The sequence below is a fragment of the Priestia sp. SB1 genome (assembly GCF_038898415.1).
In genome coordinates, this window is record NZ_JBBJSS010000003.1 from 841,706 (window position 1) to 857,967 (window position 16,262).

The 16,262-nt window shown below is 39.0% G+C and carries 14 protein-coding genes; 2 read left to right on the top strand and 12 right to left on the bottom strand.

The window, feature by feature from the left end:
• The first annotated feature begins 43 nt into the window (after nucleotides 1-43).
• A complete protein-coding gene (locus WKH56_RS14780) occupies nucleotides 44-937 on the top strand; it encodes a helix-turn-helix domain-containing protein (RefSeq protein ID WP_013081740.1) in 894 nt (297 codons plus the stop codon).
• A gap of 28 nt (nucleotides 938-965) precedes the next feature.
• On the opposite strand, the gene WKH56_RS14785 is transcribed toward WKH56_RS14780, so the two are convergent.
• The 11 genes from WKH56_RS14785 to argC form a co-directional block, all read right to left on the bottom strand.
• On the bottom strand, nucleotides 966-1,217 hold the full coding sequence (locus tag WKH56_RS14785) for a hypothetical protein (protein ID WP_014461601.1): 252 nt from the start codon (nucleotides 1,215-1,217) through the stop codon (nucleotides 966-968).
• A 188-nt stretch (nucleotides 1,218-1,405) separates the two neighbouring features.
• On the bottom strand, nucleotides 1,406-4,009 hold the full coding sequence (gene clpB / locus WKH56_RS14790) for an ATP-dependent chaperone ClpB (protein ID WP_275211623.1): 2,604 nt from the start codon (nucleotides 4,007-4,009) through the stop codon (nucleotides 1,406-1,408).
• Nucleotides 4,010-4,124: 115 nt separating this feature from the next.
• The gene (locus WKH56_RS14795) at nucleotides 4,125-4,304 is read right to left on the bottom strand and encodes a YjzC family protein (RefSeq protein ID WP_013055394.1); all 180 of its coding nucleotides are present in this window, start codon (nucleotides 4,302-4,304) and stop codon (nucleotides 4,125-4,127) included.
• Between the two features lie 133 nt (nucleotides 4,305-4,437).
• A complete protein-coding gene (locus WKH56_RS14800; protein WP_028412382.1) occupies nucleotides 4,438-5,082 on the bottom strand; it encodes an SDR family oxidoreductase in 645 nt (214 codons plus the stop codon).
• Between the two features lie 102 nt (nucleotides 5,083-5,184).
• Complete coding sequence (gene argF / locus WKH56_RS14805) at nucleotides 5,185-6,135, bottom strand: ornithine carbamoyltransferase (protein WP_028412383.1); 951 nt, start codon at nucleotides 6,133-6,135, stop codon at nucleotides 5,185-5,187.
• Nucleotides 6,132-9,242, bottom strand: coding sequence for a carbamoyl phosphate synthase large subunit (locus WKH56_RS14810; RefSeq protein ID WP_310884193.1), 3,111 nt, complete (start codon nucleotides 9,240-9,242; stop codon nucleotides 6,132-6,134). The genes argF and WKH56_RS14810 overlap by 4 nt, the downstream gene beginning before the upstream one ends.
• A complete protein-coding gene (locus tag WKH56_RS14815; RefSeq protein WP_028412385.1) occupies nucleotides 9,235-10,308 on the bottom strand; it encodes a carbamoyl phosphate synthase small subunit in 1,074 nt (357 codons plus the stop codon). The genes WKH56_RS14810 and WKH56_RS14815 overlap by 8 nt, the downstream gene beginning before the upstream one ends.
• Before the next feature lie 70 nt (nucleotides 10,309-10,378).
• Complete coding sequence (locus WKH56_RS14820; RefSeq protein WP_310884192.1) at nucleotides 10,379-11,533, bottom strand: acetylornithine transaminase; 1,155 nt, start codon at nucleotides 11,531-11,533, stop codon at nucleotides 10,379-10,381.
• Nucleotides 11,499-12,323, bottom strand: coding sequence for an acetylglutamate kinase (gene argB, locus WKH56_RS14825; protein ID WP_034267696.1), 825 nt, complete (start codon nucleotides 12,321-12,323; stop codon nucleotides 11,499-11,501). The genes WKH56_RS14820 and argB overlap by 35 nt, the downstream gene beginning before the upstream one ends.
• A 12-nt stretch (nucleotides 12,324-12,335) precedes the next feature.
• Nucleotides 12,336-13,568, bottom strand: a complete 1,233-nt coding sequence (gene argJ, locus WKH56_RS14830) for a bifunctional ornithine acetyltransferase/N-acetylglutamate synthase (protein WP_375166603.1) — start codon at nucleotides 13,566-13,568, stop codon at nucleotides 12,336-12,338.
• A 48-nt stretch (nucleotides 13,569-13,616) separates the two neighbouring features.
• Nucleotides 13,617-14,660, bottom strand: coding sequence for an N-acetyl-gamma-glutamyl-phosphate reductase (gene argC / locus WKH56_RS14835; protein ID WP_048021955.1), 1,044 nt, complete (start codon nucleotides 14,658-14,660; stop codon nucleotides 13,617-13,619).
• Nucleotides 14,661-15,012: 352 nt separating this feature from the next.
• Between argC and WKH56_RS14840 the strand changes: the two genes are divergently transcribed.
• Nucleotides 15,013-15,711, top strand: coding sequence for a Crp/Fnr family transcriptional regulator (locus tag WKH56_RS14840; protein ID WP_028412390.1), 699 nt, complete (start codon nucleotides 15,013-15,015; stop codon nucleotides 15,709-15,711).
• Nucleotides 15,712-15,742: 31 nt separating this feature from the next.
• On the opposite strand, the gene WKH56_RS14845 is transcribed toward WKH56_RS14840, so the two are convergent.
• A complete protein-coding gene (locus WKH56_RS14845) occupies nucleotides 15,743-16,051 on the bottom strand; it encodes a metal-sulfur cluster assembly factor (RefSeq protein WP_013055384.1) in 309 nt (102 codons plus the stop codon).
• Between the last annotated feature and the right edge of the window lie 211 nt (nucleotides 16,052-16,262).

Sequence of the window (16,262 nt, forward strand, 5' to 3'; positions counted from 1 at the left end):
GTAAGAATTAAGTACTACTTTATTTCAAAAAGAAGGTGAAAATTTGCTCTCACATTTCCAAGCTCAAGAATATTCAACGTACGCATACAGGTTTTTAGAATCCCGCACAAACGAAGTTGCGCAGCTCTGGTCGGTTGGATGGGATGAAGTTTTCTCGCCCCTTTATAACTGGAGCGGAAATCAGCGAAAAGATGTAGGAAAATATATTTTTCAATACACGGTTTCTGGGTACGGGATGATTGAAATAGATGGACAAGAATATAAAGTGGATGCTGGAAAAGCATTCATCGTCAATATACCTGGAAATTATCGCTATTACTTACCAAAGGAAAGTGAAAACTGGGAGTTTATTTTTCTTACATTATACGGAGATGAAGTACAAAAATGCTGGGATTATATTCAGTCAACCCACTCCCCTGTAATCCGATTTCACCCTGAATCAGCACCTGTTCAGCTGCTTGCTCAGATATATAAGAGGGCAAGTGAAAAACATATAGCAGATCCATTTCATGCCTCAAGCTTATCTTACCGCTTTGTAATGGAGCTGTATCAATATATTAAAAGCATGGACAGTTTTACAGAGGATTGGCCTGAAAGTATCATTAGCTCTATTTTATTTGCCCGCAATCATTATCATGAAGAAATCGGTCCGGATGAAATGGCAGATGCAGCTCATTTATCTCGCTATCATTTTAGCCGGTTATTCAAACAAACAACAGGAATTACGCCGATTCAATATTTAACGAAGCTTCGCATTCAAAAAGCGGCCGAGCTATTGCATCAAACCAAGTATTCAATCGAAGAAATTGCTGAAAACGTCGGCTATGCAAATGCCAATTATTTAACAAAAGTATTTCGCAAAACAACCAATATGACACCCGGGCAGTATCGAAAAAGTGATGCATCCATTGATGAACACTTTGCATTACCAAAATAAAAACGACTTCCATAAAAGGAAGTCGTTTTTATTTTTTATCGGGAATTTCTACTACCACAGAACCTTTTTCGTAAATAAAAGTCAATTTTTTACCCGGGATAATCATATTTTCTAAAATATCTCGTGCAGCTTGAAGTGCAAACTCTGTCCGTTCTGCCTTTTCCTGCACTTCTTCATTTTCAGCTTGAAGATCATTTTTATCCAGCGCTCTTATTTTAGTTAATGCCTGATCTATAAAATCGTATGCTTCGTCATATATAAGCTCTATACGGTCCTTCATGTGCTCATTCATGCTCCTTTGCCCATTTTGTATTATCATAAATGAATTAGATATATTCTACAACCTAAAACTGAATAAGTTTTTACGCTTAGCTCTCACGTATTTTTTTTATTTATTTTAAAAGGGATGCTGCTCTTAATAGCAAAAAAAGACCATTCAAATTATCATGAATGGCCTTTTGAGAAAACTTATACGCTGACAACAAACTCATCATCTTTTACATCAACTGTCACTTGACTATAATCTTCAATTTGCCCTGCAATTAATTCTCTGGCAATTTTTGTTTCAATATATTTTTGAATAAACCTTTTTAAAGGGCGCGCTCCGTATACCGGATCAAACCCGGAGGCCGCAATATGATTTTTTGCTTCTTCTGTTAACATTAACGAAATATGACGATCGGATAAACGCTTTTCAAGCTGAAGCAATAGCTTATCAATAATTCCCTTTACTTCATGAACAGTTAGCGGTTTGAATAAAATCGTGTCGTCTACTCGATTTAAAAATTCTGGGCGAAAATGCTGTCTTAATTGAGCCATCACTTGCTCTCTGGCTTTTTCAGTAATCTCGCCTTCACTTGTTAAACCATCTAATAAAAATTGAGAACCAATATTTGACGTCATAATAATGACTGTATTTTTAAAATCAATGACTTTTCCTTTTGAATCTGTTGCTCTTCCATCATCTAGTATTTGAAGGAGCACGTTAAATACTTCAGGATGAGCTTTTTCAATTTCATCTAATAAAACGACTGAATAAGGCTTGCGTCTCACCGCTTCCGTTAGCTGTCCGCCTTCTTCATACCCTACATAGCCAGGAGGCGCTCCTATAAGCCTAGAGACCGCATGCTTTTCCATGTATTCAGACATATCAATACGAACCATTTGTTCTTCACTGTCAAATAACGAATGTGCCAACGTTTTGGCTAGCTCCGTTTTTCCTACTCCGGTAGGTCCTAGGAAAATAAATGATCCAATTGGGCGGTTCGGGTCTTTAATGCCTGCCCTTGCGCGAATCACAGCATCTGTAACTAAGGATACGGCTTCGTCCTGTCCAATCACACGCTTCTGTAAAATTGACTCAAGCTTCAACAGCTTTTCTCTTTCTCCTTCAACTAGTTTCGACACCGGAATTCCCGTCCATCTTCCTACAATTTCAGCAATTTCTTCTTCTGTTACTTCTTCTCTTAACAAACGGTTTTCTTGTGCTTTTTCAGCTGCTGTTTCTTCCAGCTGTTTTAGTTCTTTTTCAAGAGCTGGAATGCGTCCGTGGCGAAGTTCGGCTGCTTTATTTAAATCATATTTCCCTTCAGCTTCTTCTAGGTCTCGCTTCGCTTTTTCAAGCTGCTCCCGGACATCTTGCACTGTTTGAATCGACTGCTTTTCTTTTTCCCACTGCAGCTTCATTATATCTGCACGTTCTTTTAAATCAGAGACTTCTTTTCGAATTGCCTCTAACCTTGTGATGCTTGCTTGATCTGTTTCTTTACTTAATGCCGCTTCTTCAATTTCAAGCTGCATGACACGTCGCGTTACTTCATCTAATTCTGATGGCATCGAATCAATTTCTGTTCGAATAGTTGCGCATGCTTCATCAATTAAATCAATTGCTTTATCAGGTAAAAAGCGATCTGAGATATAACGATCCGACATAACCGCTGCTGAAACAATCGCCCGGTCATGAATATTTACACCGTGATGAATTTCAAATCGTTCTTTTAAACCACGTAAGATAGAGATTGTATCTTCTACTGAAGGTTCTTCAACCAGCACCTGTTGAAAGCGTCTTTCAAGAGCTGGATCTTTTTCAATATACTGACGATACTCATCAAGAGTTGTAGCTCCTATACAGTGAAGTTCTCCTCTAGCAAGCATTGGTTTTAAAATATTCCCTGCATCCATCGCTCCGTCCGTACGACCTGCTCCAACGATTGTATGAAGTTCGTCAATAAATAAAAGAATTTGACCGTTGCTTTTCTTAACTTCTTGAAGAACAGCTTTTAAGCGCTCTTCAAATTCGCCTCTGAACTTCGCTCCTGCTACTAAAGCTCCCATATCTAATGAGAAGATGGTTTTATCTTTTAATCCTTCAGGCACATCTCTACGAACAATGCGCTGTGCTAGACCTTCAACAATCGCTGTTTTACCAACGCCAGGTTCTCCAATCAAAACTGGATTGTTTTTTGTTTTTCGCGATAAAATGCGGATAACGCGGCGAATTTCTCCGTCTCGTCCAATGACTGGATCAATGTTCCCTGCTCGTACTTCTGCCACTAAGTCTCTTCCATATTTAGCTAACGCTTCATATGTAACTTCCGGATTTTGACTTGTAATTCGCTGATTTCCTCGAAGGCTAGTAAGCACATCTTGCAAAGCTTTTTTTGTTATACCGTGACTTGAAAATAACTTGCCATATTCACTAGAAGACGGTTCCTGTGCTAAGGCTAAAAAGATGTGCTCAACTGAAACATAATCATCTTGCAGGCGAGATGCTTCTTCTTGAGCTTTGACAAACAGCTGCTGGAGTTTATTTGTAATATAAACTTTCCCTGCTTCAGCTCCACTTCCTGTAACAGCAGGTTTTTTCGCAAGCAGTTGATTTACCTGCTGCTGAAAAGATTGATGATCTATATGTAAATGATCTAATATGCGAGGAGCAATACCATCTTGCTGATGAATAAGCGTATAAAGCAAATGAGCAATATCCACTTCCTGCTGATTTCGTTTAATAGCTTCGGACTGCGCTTCCATCACGCCTTCTTGCAATTTTTGGGTCATTTTATTTATGTCCATTGAACATCCTCCTTCGATACATTTGACCTTTATTGACCTTTATTTCATTATACCCAGCAATGGGAAAACAAGTAAAGCCATTCAATTTAGAATGGCTTCTTTATTTTTTTACTATTTAAGGCTTGCGCATGTATGTCCAGTGGCGATCATCGTTTGCCGTCTCTGGAAAACGCTCTCCTGCTTTTAATTTAACCTTTTGAGGATTATTTACGTTGCTTCCTGTTTCACCAATTTCAATATACACTCCGTTATTAGGAGCTTTTTGACCCGGTGTGAAATGACGATTTTGTCCCATTGTCCTGCCTCCTCATTCCTGAAATGAAATGTTCTCCTATACTATTCCCTTAAGATTTCCGTTTCATAATGGAGATGTTTTCATATTAGGAACAGAACAGAAAAGAGCAGACCTTTAGATCTGCCCTTTTGTATCAATGAGTAAATTTAATAGCTTGTTCAATTTCAGTTTCTCCGGCTAACATTTCAAACGTTTTTCCTATCGTAGCTTCTTCGTTTAGGCATTCTACAAGCACGGTTGCTACATCTGCTCGAGGAATCGTCTGAGATTTATCTTCAATATCATTATTGATATCAATTTTTCCAGTAGCTGAATCATTCGATAAAGTTCCTGGTCGTACAATTGTATATTGCAGATTAGACTGCTTTAAGTATTCATCCGCTATCGCTTTAGCACGCAGGTAAAGTTGTAAGCCTTCTGGTCCTTGTTCAGGTGCATCTGTTCCCATTGAACTTAACATAACAAAGCGCTTCACACCTTGATTTTTTGCTTCATCAATGATATTTTTAGCACCGTTTTGATCCACAGCGATTGTTTTTTCGTCTCCCGTATGTCCTCCAGAACCTGCTGCAAATATGACAGCATCCATACCTCTTAAAGCATCTGAAACATCTTGCTCCAAGTCACCAAGTACAACGTTAGCGCCCAGCTTTTTTAAAGCGTCTGCTTGTTTTTCGTCGCGAATCATCGCATAAGCTTCATGCTGCTTGCTGTTTGCGACTTTTTCTACCACTTGTTTTCCCGTTGTTCCGTTTGCTCCAACAACTAATACTTTCATCATAAATCACCTTTCGTTCTGTTTAGTATACAACTGGTGTTCCCACAATTAATTCCCTTTAAACAAAAAAACCTTTCTGATATTCTCAGAAAGGTTTTTTTCTTAGCCTAAAATTGCTTGAAGCAAGGCCTTTTGTACATGCATACGATTTCCAGCCTGCTGGAAAACAACCGAATTTGGTCCGTCAATAATGCTTGCTGTCACTTCTTCTTCACGATGCGCAGGCAAGCAGTGGAGAAATAAATAGTCTGACTTCGCATGGGCAGCTAGCTCTTCATTGACTTGATAAGGAGCAAATATTTTCAAGCGCTGCTGTGCTTCTTCTTCCTGTCCCATACTTGTCCACACGTCTGCATAAATAGCATCGGCATTTTTTACAGCCTCTACAGGATCTTTTGTAATCGTAACCTTCGCACCCGTTTTAGCAGCTACTTCATTAACATAAGCTGTTACAAAGTCTTTTGGCTCATATCCGTCAGGGCATCCAATTGAAATATCTATTCCCATTTTTGCACATGCAATCATTAAGGAATGCGCTACATTATTTCCGTCTCCAACATAAGCTACTTTTAGCCCATCAAATGATTTCTTGTGCTCGTAAATCGTTAATAAATCAGCTAGAGCCTGACAAGGATGATAATCATCTGTCAAACCATTAATAACGGGAATGGATGCGTAATCTGCAAGCTCTTCGATCTTGCTATGTTCAAACGTACGAATCATGATAGCATCGATGAATTCAGATAGTACGCGTGCTGTATCAGCAATCGTTTCTCCGCGTCCAATTTGTAAATCCTGGCTGCTTAAAAAGAGGGCGTTTCCTCCAAGCTGCATCATTCCCGCTTCAAATGAGACTCTTGTTCTTGTTGAAGATTTTTCAAAAATGAGCCCCAGCGTTTTTCCTTTTAACGATGTGACGATTTCACCATTTTTATGCTTTTCTTTCAGCTCAATGGCGCTTTCTAAAAGTGACATAATATCGTCTGATGATAAATCTTTAAGCGTAAGCAAATCTTTTCCCTTTAAATTCGTATTTACCGATACTGTACTCATGATACTGTCACTTCCTTTTTAGTTTTTTGAAACCATTCTTGCAGTGATGAAACGTGATATTCATCGAATTGGAACGATTGGAAAAATAGCGAAGCCGTTTCTGCCTCCGTCATAACCATTAAACCGTGTTTTAATGCTGACATACGGCTTTCTTTATCTTCAGGCTGTAAACTTACATATAATAAAGCTTCTTTCGTTTTTACCCATTCACTAACTTCTTTATCTTTAACAAGAGTTAACCCCGCGCTTTGCGCAAGTTCTTCAAGGCCCTGTGCTTCTCCGTTAATATACACTTCTGCAGCACCTTTTTTACTTAACACATACTGATGGAATACTTTTTTTGCTGCTTCTTCAACCGTTGAAGAAATCGCAATTCCTTCACCAGTTGACTTCATTTCTGGTCCAACAAGCGGATCAACTCCTGATAATTTACTTGTCGAAAACACTGGAAACTTAATAGTTGTATAAGCCGGATCCGGCAATAAACCTAGCTTCTCGCTAATTTCCGACAATGATTTCCCAAGCAATATTTGAGTTGATAGCGAAACAAGCGGCGTGTTGCACACTTTGCTTACTACAGGCACTGTACGGCTGGCACGCGGATTAACTTCCAGCATGTAGACTTCATCGTTGTAAATAACATATTGGATATTCATAATCCCTTTATATTGAAGTTTGTTTACAATTTTTTGAGCGTAGCTCACCATTTTTTCTTTATGTGCTGCTTCTACTGTTTTTGCTGGTAAAAGCGCATAGCTGTCTCCTGAATGAATGCCGGCTTTTTCAATATGTTCAACGATTGTCGGAACCAACACATCTTTTCCGTCTGCTACAACATCAATTTCTGCTTCTTTTCCAGGGAAGTAAGCATCAATAAGCATTGGGAAATGAGACGCTTTAATAGCTGGTAAACAAGCCTGCAGCTCCGTTTCATTTTGAATTGTCAGCATTCCTTTTCCGCCAATGACGTAAGAAGGACGAATAAGTAATGGGAATCCCATAGCTTTTGCTTTTTGTACAAGTTCTTGCTCATCTTTCGCCATTTCACCTGGGATATGCGGAATATCACAGTCGTCTAAGAGCTTATAAAACAGGTCGCGATCTTCAAGTGCATCAATAACATCATTTGTAATCCCTAGTAAATTGACGCCAGCTTCTTCTAGCCCTTTAACAAGCGAAATAGCCGTTTGACCTCCGTATTGAACAATTACATCCGTCACATTTTCAGCATCAAGAACGTTTAGCACATCTTCTACTGTTACAGGTTCAAAATATAAGCGGTCTGCTACTTCAAAATCCGTACTTACCGTTTCTGGATTGTTGTTAATTAAAATTGTTTCGTATCCTTCTTTTTCAAGAGCTAACACACCGTGTACAGAGCTGTAGTCGAATTCTACTCCTTGGCCGATACGAATCGGTCCAGAACCGATAATCGCAACTTTTTTATTCGTTGATGGTTCAATCTCACTCTCGCCATAATAACTAGAGTAGAAATAAGCCGTAGAGGATTCGAACTCCGCTGCACATGTATCTACCATTTTGTAGCTTGGCGTAATATGTAGTGCTTTACGTTTCGCTCTTACGTCAAGCTCTGGCACGTTCCATACGCTTGCTAGATACGCATCTGTAAAACCATGCTCCTTCACTTGCTTGAAGTGTTCAGCTGTAATGGAATCAAAACGTACTTCCTTCAAAGAGGCTTCCATTTTAATCAGCTGCGTAAAGTGTGTTAAATAGAAATAATCAATTTGCGTTACTTCATGGATATACTCAGGCGTTGTACCGCGACGTAAAAGCTCAAGGATAACAAAAATACGCTCATCGCTTTGTTCGCCAAGCTTGCTTTTTAATTCATCCGTTGAAAGTTCTTGCAGTTCTTCTACTTCCAATCCTTGTAAATCAATTTCTAAAGAAGACAGTGCCTTTTGGAAGCTACGTGTAAAGTTACGGTCAATAGCCATTACTTCTCCAGTTGCTTTCATTTGCGTGCCAAGCGTTCTCTCCGCGTAGAAAAACTTGTCAAACGGCCATCTTGGAAATTTCACTACTACATAGTCAAGAGCTGGTTCGAAGCTTGCATATGTGTCTCCTGTTACAGGATTTAATAACTCATGAAGCGTGTAGCCTACTGATAGTTTTGCAGCAATTTTAGCAATCGGATAGCCCGTTGCTTTTGATGCAAGAGCAGACGAACGGCTCACACGCGGATTTACTTCAATTAAATAGTACTGCTTGCTTTTTGGATCAAGCGCAAACTGAATGTTGCAACCTCCAATAATACCAAGCGATGAAATAATTTTAACTGAAGCCGAACGAAGCATTTGATATTCCACGTCGGTTAACGTTTGAGAAGGAGCAACAACTACCGAATCTCCAGTATGAACACCCACGGGATCAATATTTTCCATGTTACAAATTGTAATGCACGTATTGTTCACGTCACGCATAACCTCGTACTCAACCTCTTTAAATCCAGCGATGCTTTTTTCAATTAAGCATTGAGTAATAGCACTTTCACGTAAACCTGACGCTGAAAGTTTTTCAAGTTCTTCCATAGAATGAGCAATTCCTCCGCCCGTTCCGCCTAACGTATAAGCAGGACGTACAATAACAGGAAAACCAATTTTCTCGGCAAAAGCTAATGCTTCTTCTACTTTTGTGACAACTTCACTTTCCGGCACCGGTTCATTTAGTTCATTCATTAATGCACGGAACTCTTCACGGCTTTCACCTTTTTTGATTGATTCAATCGGTGTTCCTAAAAGTTTCACATCGTATTTTGGCAAAATATTTTGTTCATGAAGCTCAAGGGCTAAGTTTAAACCCGTCTGTCCGCCTAATGTAGCTAACAAACCATCCGGCTTTTCTTTTGCAATAATTTTCTCTACGCAGTCTACTGTTAATGGTTCAAAATAGATTCGATCTGCTACGTGAGTGTCCGTCATAATCGTAGCTGGATTATTATTGATTAAGATAACTTCATAACCTTCTTCTTTTAATGACAAGCATGCCTGAGTTCCTGAATAATCAAATTCTGCTGCTTGCCCAATTACGATTGGTCCTGATCCGATTACTAAAATCTTTTTTAATGTTTGGTCTTTAGGCATATACTTTTCCGCTCCCTACTTGCTGTACTTTCGTCATAAATTCATCAAAGATATACGTGCTGTCACTTGGTCCAGGATGTGCTTCTGGATGATATTGAACCGAAATAACAGGAAGGTCTTTATGCATTAAACCTTCAACCGATCCGTCATTCACATTTTTAAATCGAACGCTTAATGGCGTAGACGTAATCGTCTGTTCATCTACGACATAGCTATGGTTTTGAGACGTCATACACACTTTGTTAGTCGTTAAATCAATTACAGGCTGATTAGCTCCTCGGTGACCGAACGCCAGCTTTTTGGTTTCTGCCCCAAAAGCAAGCCCAATTAACTGATGTCCAAAGCAAATTCCCAAAGTTGGATACGCTGAAATAATTTCTTTTAATTCATCCAGCTGACTGCTTACTTGAGTTGGATCTCCAGGTCCGTTTGATAAGACAATGCCATCCGGCTGCAGCTCTTTTACTTTTGAAGAGCTTGTAGAATAAGGAACAACCGTTACTTTGCACTCTCGATTTAGCAGCTCTTGTAAAATTGATTTTTTATAGCCAAAGTCCATTAATACAACGTGTTTTTCACCGTTTCCGTAAGTAACAGGCTCTTTTGTTGACACTTCTTTTACTACATATCCATCGCATTCAGCAGTAAATGCTGGCGGCTCAGCAGATGCCGAAAAGGCAGATTGCATCGTACCTTCTTTTCGAATTCGTTTTACGACCGCTCTCGTATCCACATGTGTAATAAGCGGAATGTTCCATTTCTTTAAATATTGTTTGAAGCTGTACATCGCTTCGTAATGGAACCCTTCATCTGAACATTCGTATACGACAACGCCTGCTACGTGAGGCTTTTTGCTTTCATAATCTTTCTCATTGATACCATAGTTCCCAATCAAAGGGTACGTAAAGACGATAATTTGATCTTTGTAAGATGGATCAGTCACAACTTCTTGATAACCAGTCATTCCAGTAAAGAAAACAATTTCTCCTTCTGCCTGGTGCGTTGCTGTATGTTCAATGTGTCCGGCGAACGAATCGCCGTTTGCTAAGTGTAAATATCCGTTCATTGTGCATCCCTCTTCGAATAATTATTTATAAAACAGAATTTTTATACAAATATATTCAAAAAAATTTGTATTATGAAGTAATTTTTGTTTGGCTAAATGCTTCTTCAATGATATGAATCGCTTGGTCTAACTCTTCTTTTGTTACAGTTAAAGGCGGCAGCAATCGTACTACATGCGGTCCTGCTCCCAGTGCTAGCAATCCTTTTTCACGCATTGCTGCAAGCAATGCCGACTGATGTTCTCCGCATTCAATTCCAATCATAAAACCTTTTCCGCGAACATCTTTTACAAATGAATAATCTGCTACGCTATTTTTCAAAGCGTTGGTAAAATAAAGGCTTTTTTCTGCAACCTCTGCTAAAAATGCTTCGTTAAAAATAATGTTTAAAGTTGCTTTGGCTGAAGCTAATGCAATTGGATTTCCTCCAAAGGTTGTTCCGTGAGTACCAGGTCCAAACGCTTCTTTGAGATAGCCTTTTCCAATCATCGCACCAACCGGCATTCCGCTTCCTAACCCTTTAGCTGCTGTAATAATATCTGGTGACACATTAAAATGCTGATAGGCAAATGGTTTTCCTGTTCTGCCGATTCCAGTTTGCACTTCATCGACTATAAACAGTGCTTCGTGCTTTTTACACAGCTCTTGAATAGTTAATAAAAATGCTTCGGTTCCTGGAACAACTCCGCCTTCTCCTTGAATGACTTCAACCATAATTGCTGCTACGCTGTCGTCCATTTCCTGTTTTAATGCTTCTTCATCATTGTATGGCACGTAAACAAACTCATTAACAAGAGGACCGAAGCCATCATGAATTTTTGCCTGCCCTGTAGCTGTCATGGTAGCAAATGTACGTCCATGAAATGATTTTGTAAAGGTAATGATTCTATGTTTTTGCGTGTACTTGCGCGCTAATTTAATCGCCGCTTCGTTGGCTTCTGCACCGCTGTTACAGAAGAATACTACATCACCGTTTGAATGTTCCACAAGCTTACCTGCTACATCTTCTTGAATCGATTGATGAAATAAATTTGACACGTGCCACACTTTATTTAACTGCTCTTCGATCGCTTTTTGAACATCAGGATGACGATGGCCTACGTTACAGACAGCGATACCTGAAATAAAATCTAAATACTCATTTCCTTTGTTATCTATTAATTTTGTTCCTTGCGCCTCTTCCACATGGATATCAAACCGTTGATATGTTGGAAACAATGAACTCATCGCTATCTTCTCCACCTTTTCCACTATATTTAATTGCTGTACCAATCAGCTTTCCTTCCTTATCTAAAAATCCATCAGTTCCGCTAATAATATGAACTTCTTCAAGTAAAGGAGATAACGCATTTACCGCTGATGTCACTTTTGGAATCATTCCGCCGTAAATTACTTTTTCTTCAATAAGTGCATCAATCTCTGACTTTGTAAGCTCAGGAAGCAATGCTCCATCCTTTAATACACCTTTTACATCCGTCACAAACATCAGCTTTTCAGCATTTACTGCTTGTGCAACGGCTCCGGCTGCCACGTCAGCATTAATATTATAGCTATTACCTTCTTCATCGGCTCCAATGGAAGAAATAACCGGAATGTACTGACTGTCAGTTAGTTGTTTTAATAATGTATCGTTTACGCCTCTTACTTCTCCAACGTAACCTAGACGTTCAACATCGATAGCCTCTGCTTTAAGCAAAGATCCATCAATTCCTGATAGTCCTACTGCTTTTAAGTTCGCTTTTTGTAGTTCTTTTACAAGATGCTTATTAACTTTGCCTGCTAATACCATCGTCACAACTTCTAATGCTTCTTTGGACGTTTTTCGAAGCCCATCTACAAATTCCGTTTCAATGTGAAGCTTGGTAAGCGTATCTTGAATATCAGGCCCGCCTCCGTGCACAACAATGATCTGATATCCACTCGCTTTTAACTGCTGAATACTTTCAAAAAAAGCGCTTGTTAACTGATTGATAATGCTGCCTCCGCATTTTACAACGACGATTTTTTCACTGCTCATTTCACTCTCTCCTTACGTTCGATAACTGGCATTGATTTTCACATAATCGTAAGTCAAATCGCAGCCCCACGCCTTGCCAATTCCATTTCCCTGCTGCAAGTCAACATAGACTTCAACCGTATCATTTTCTAAATAAGCTTTTGCTTCTTCTTCACTAAATGAAACAGGCTGGCTGTTTTTTAGCATGTGGATATCACCTAACGAAACGTTCACTGCTTCTGGATTAAGCGCTACGCCGCTGTAGCCAACTGAACAAATAATTCGTCCCCAATTGGCATCGGCTCCATACATGGCCGTTTTCACTAAGTTCGAGCCTACAATTTGTTTAGCAATCACATTTGCCTCTTCGTTTGTATGGGCACCAGATACGTTTACTTCAATTAGTTTTGTTGCTCCTTCACCGTCGCGTGCAATTTGTTTGGCTAAATCTTCACACGTCAAGCGCAGTGCTTCATAAAATGACGTCCATTCAGGATGATCTGGTGTAAGCGACTGGTGATCAGCTTTTCCATTTGCTAAAACAACAACCATATCATTCGTAGACGTATCACCATCTACTGTAATTTGATTAAAGCTTTTATTTGTAATAGAACCCAGCGCATCTTGTAGTACTGAAGCTTCAACTTTAGCATCCGTTGTGATAAAGCTAAGCATCGTAGCCATATTCGGGTGAATCATACCTGATCCTTTCGCTGTGCCGCCAATCGTAACCGTTTTGCCGTCAATGGCTGTTTGATAGCAAGCTAACTTCATTACGGTATCTGTTGTTAAAATAGCCGTTTGAAATTCTTCTGCTTTTTCTTTGTTCGACGAAGGACTTAATAACCCAATGCCCTTCACGATTTTTTCCATATCTAGAAGCTCTCCAATTACCCCTGTAGAAGCTACCGCTACATGATGAGGTAGAATATTAAGCTTTTCTGCACATGTATTTCGCATTTGGTATGCATCTTTTAATCCTTGTTCTCCAGTACATGCATTTGCACATGCGCTGTTCACAACGATCGCTTGCAGCTTCTGCTCTACTGCTACACTTTCTTTTGTAACAGCTAAAGGCGCTGCTTGGAAAGCATTAAGCGTGTAAACAGCTGCGCAATTAGCTGGCACATCACTTACAATAACTCCTAAATCTTTTTTAGCATAACGTAAACCAGCGTGAACGCCATCTGCTGAAAAACCTAGCGGCGTTACAATTGTACCGTTCTCTATTTTCTTTATCTTTTCTTTCGTTTGTTTAACCGTAATCACTATACGTTCCCTCCTGCTTTTATCGTGATTAGTGATGCTGTGCTTTTATGGGAAGACAGGCAGTAGTCCAATACCCGTTTGCTGTTCAAATCCCATCATGATATTGGCATTTTGAATGGCCTGACCGGCTGCCCCTTTAACTAAGTTATCAATGACAGAAACAATCGTGACACGCTTTGTTCGTTCGTCAAATGCAATACCAATATCGCAATAATTTGATGCACTTACTTCTTTAGTAGACGGAAATTCACCAGCTTTTCGAACGCGAACGAACGGGGAGTTTTGATATGTATCTACATATAGCTGATGAAGCTCTTGTACTGAGCTCTCTTCAGAAAGTTCAGCGTATATCGTACTCATAATCCCTCGCGTCATTGGAACTAAGTGCGTACTGAACGTAACATGGCCAATTTCCTCATCCCACTTTTCTAAAATAGATTCAATTTCTGGGATATGCTGATGCTGATTAACTTTGTATATTTTCATATTTTCATTGATTTCAGCATAATGAACCATTTGCGAAAGACCACGTCCTGCTCCTGAAATTCCGGACTTTGCATCAATGATAATAGAGTTTGATTTCACCATTTGTTTACTAACGAGAGGAGCTAGCCCAAGCAGTGTAGCTGTTGGATAACAACCCGGGTTCGCAACGAACGTACTGCTTTCAACTTCTTCTGCAAACCATTCCGCTAACCCATACACGGACTGTTGTAAAAACGCTTCGGCTGCAGCAGGCTTTTTGTACCACTTTTCATAAAGAGCTTCTGTTTTTAATCTAAAATCTCCAGATAGATCTACCACTTTTATTCCTTCTTCTATTAATTGAGGTACAAGTTTGCTAGAAACACCGGACGGAGTTGCTGTAAACACTAAGTCTAATTCTTTGGCCATGTTCTTAGGGTTTATATCTTGCAGTGTATATACAGTATTAGAAAGGTGAGGATAAACTTCTGCTAGTTCCATCCCATCCTGAGAGGATGAATAAACTGCATAAACATGAAAATGCGGGTGATTCGCTAACAAACGAATCAGTTCTACTCCTCCATACCCTGTTGCTCCAACAATTCCTACCTTGTATTCTTTCATTTTAAAACTCCTTTTTCCACGTATCTATTTGAATTATTTATCATTATAATACCGTATAAAAATAAAATCAAATGAATATTTAAAAAAACCAACACTTTATTCTATATTTTTAAACATTTTTATTTATTCATAAGTTTTTATTTTTATAACTATCTTTCTATTTTTGTTTAGAAATTGTTCACAGATAGTTTTGGAAAACACTGGTTGTTTTTGTGTATAATAAGAGTATCGATAAAAATCATCCGTATGACATTTCTTCATACGGCTAGTGGACGTACAGGATATACAGACTGTTCTAACTTAATAGATTAATAAGTAACAGTCGCAAAAATTTTGAGTAAAAGGTGATAACATGATGAACATCACAACGGATTCTTTTTCAAATGAGCTGCAGCAATTTTTTATGGACTTTGATCATAAAATTTCGTTTAAAAAAGGTGACTTTCTCTTTCAAGAAGGTTCACCTTCAACTCATTTATTTTTTATTACTTCTGGAGCTGTACAAGTAAGTAAAGTGACGCCGGAAGGACGCGAACTGACGCTTCAGCTGGCAAGTTCAGGAGACTTAATCGGGGAAGTTATGTTGTTTTGCGGATCTACTCCCCATATGCTTCAAGCAAAAGCCATTGAACCTTGTACAGCGATCAGCATTCAAAAACGGGTGTTAGAAAACGAACTAGCACAATACCCTGCTCTTTCCATGGAGTACATGAAGTGGATGGGACTTCAAATTAAGCGAATGCAGACAAAGTTTAGAGACTTAATTCTAAATGGAAAAAAAGGAGCTCTCTATTCTACTCTGATTCGCATGTCCAATAGTTTTGGGATAATGAAGCCAAATGGTATTTTATTAAACGTAACGTTGACAAATCAAGAGATCGCTAATCTATGCGGGACATCCCGAGAAGTGGTCAATCGTATGCTCGCTGAGTTGCGAAAAAATGAAGTAATCTCAATGACAGATGGAAAAATTATCATTCATAAGCTCTCTTTTTTAAAGAAAGAAATAGACTGTGAAGACTGCCCTGTGGAATTGTGCAGAATTGAATAAGAAAAAAAGCCATCGTTGATGGCTTTTTTTCTTATTGAACACCTAATGCAATTTTAGCGTAGCGCGTCATGCGATCTTTATCCCATGGCGGGTTAAATGTGATATTCACTTCTACATTTTCTACTTCTTCAAGAGAAATTAATTGTTTTTTCACTTGTTCGCCAATCACACCCGCTAGCGGGCAGCCAATAGAAGTTAACGTCATCGTCACGATAACCGTGTTGTTTTCTTCCATTTCCACCCCGTAAACTAAGCCTAAATTTACGATATCAACGCCAAGCTCTGGATCAATTACTTCTTCTAGTGATTCCATGATTTTATCTTCTAACTGTTTATCCATATTCATTCTCCTTTCTTTTACTTCCGTAATTATCTTCACGTATTAAATATACCCTTAAACAATTTATCGTAAGCAATCAATAACTATGTCTTACACCGTAACAAGACAACTTTTGCATGTCAATCGTTCTGCTTTGCTCATAAGGAAAAGTTGTGTAAAATATGGGAATACAAGCATGAATACTAGTAGAATTCAATATAATCGTATAACT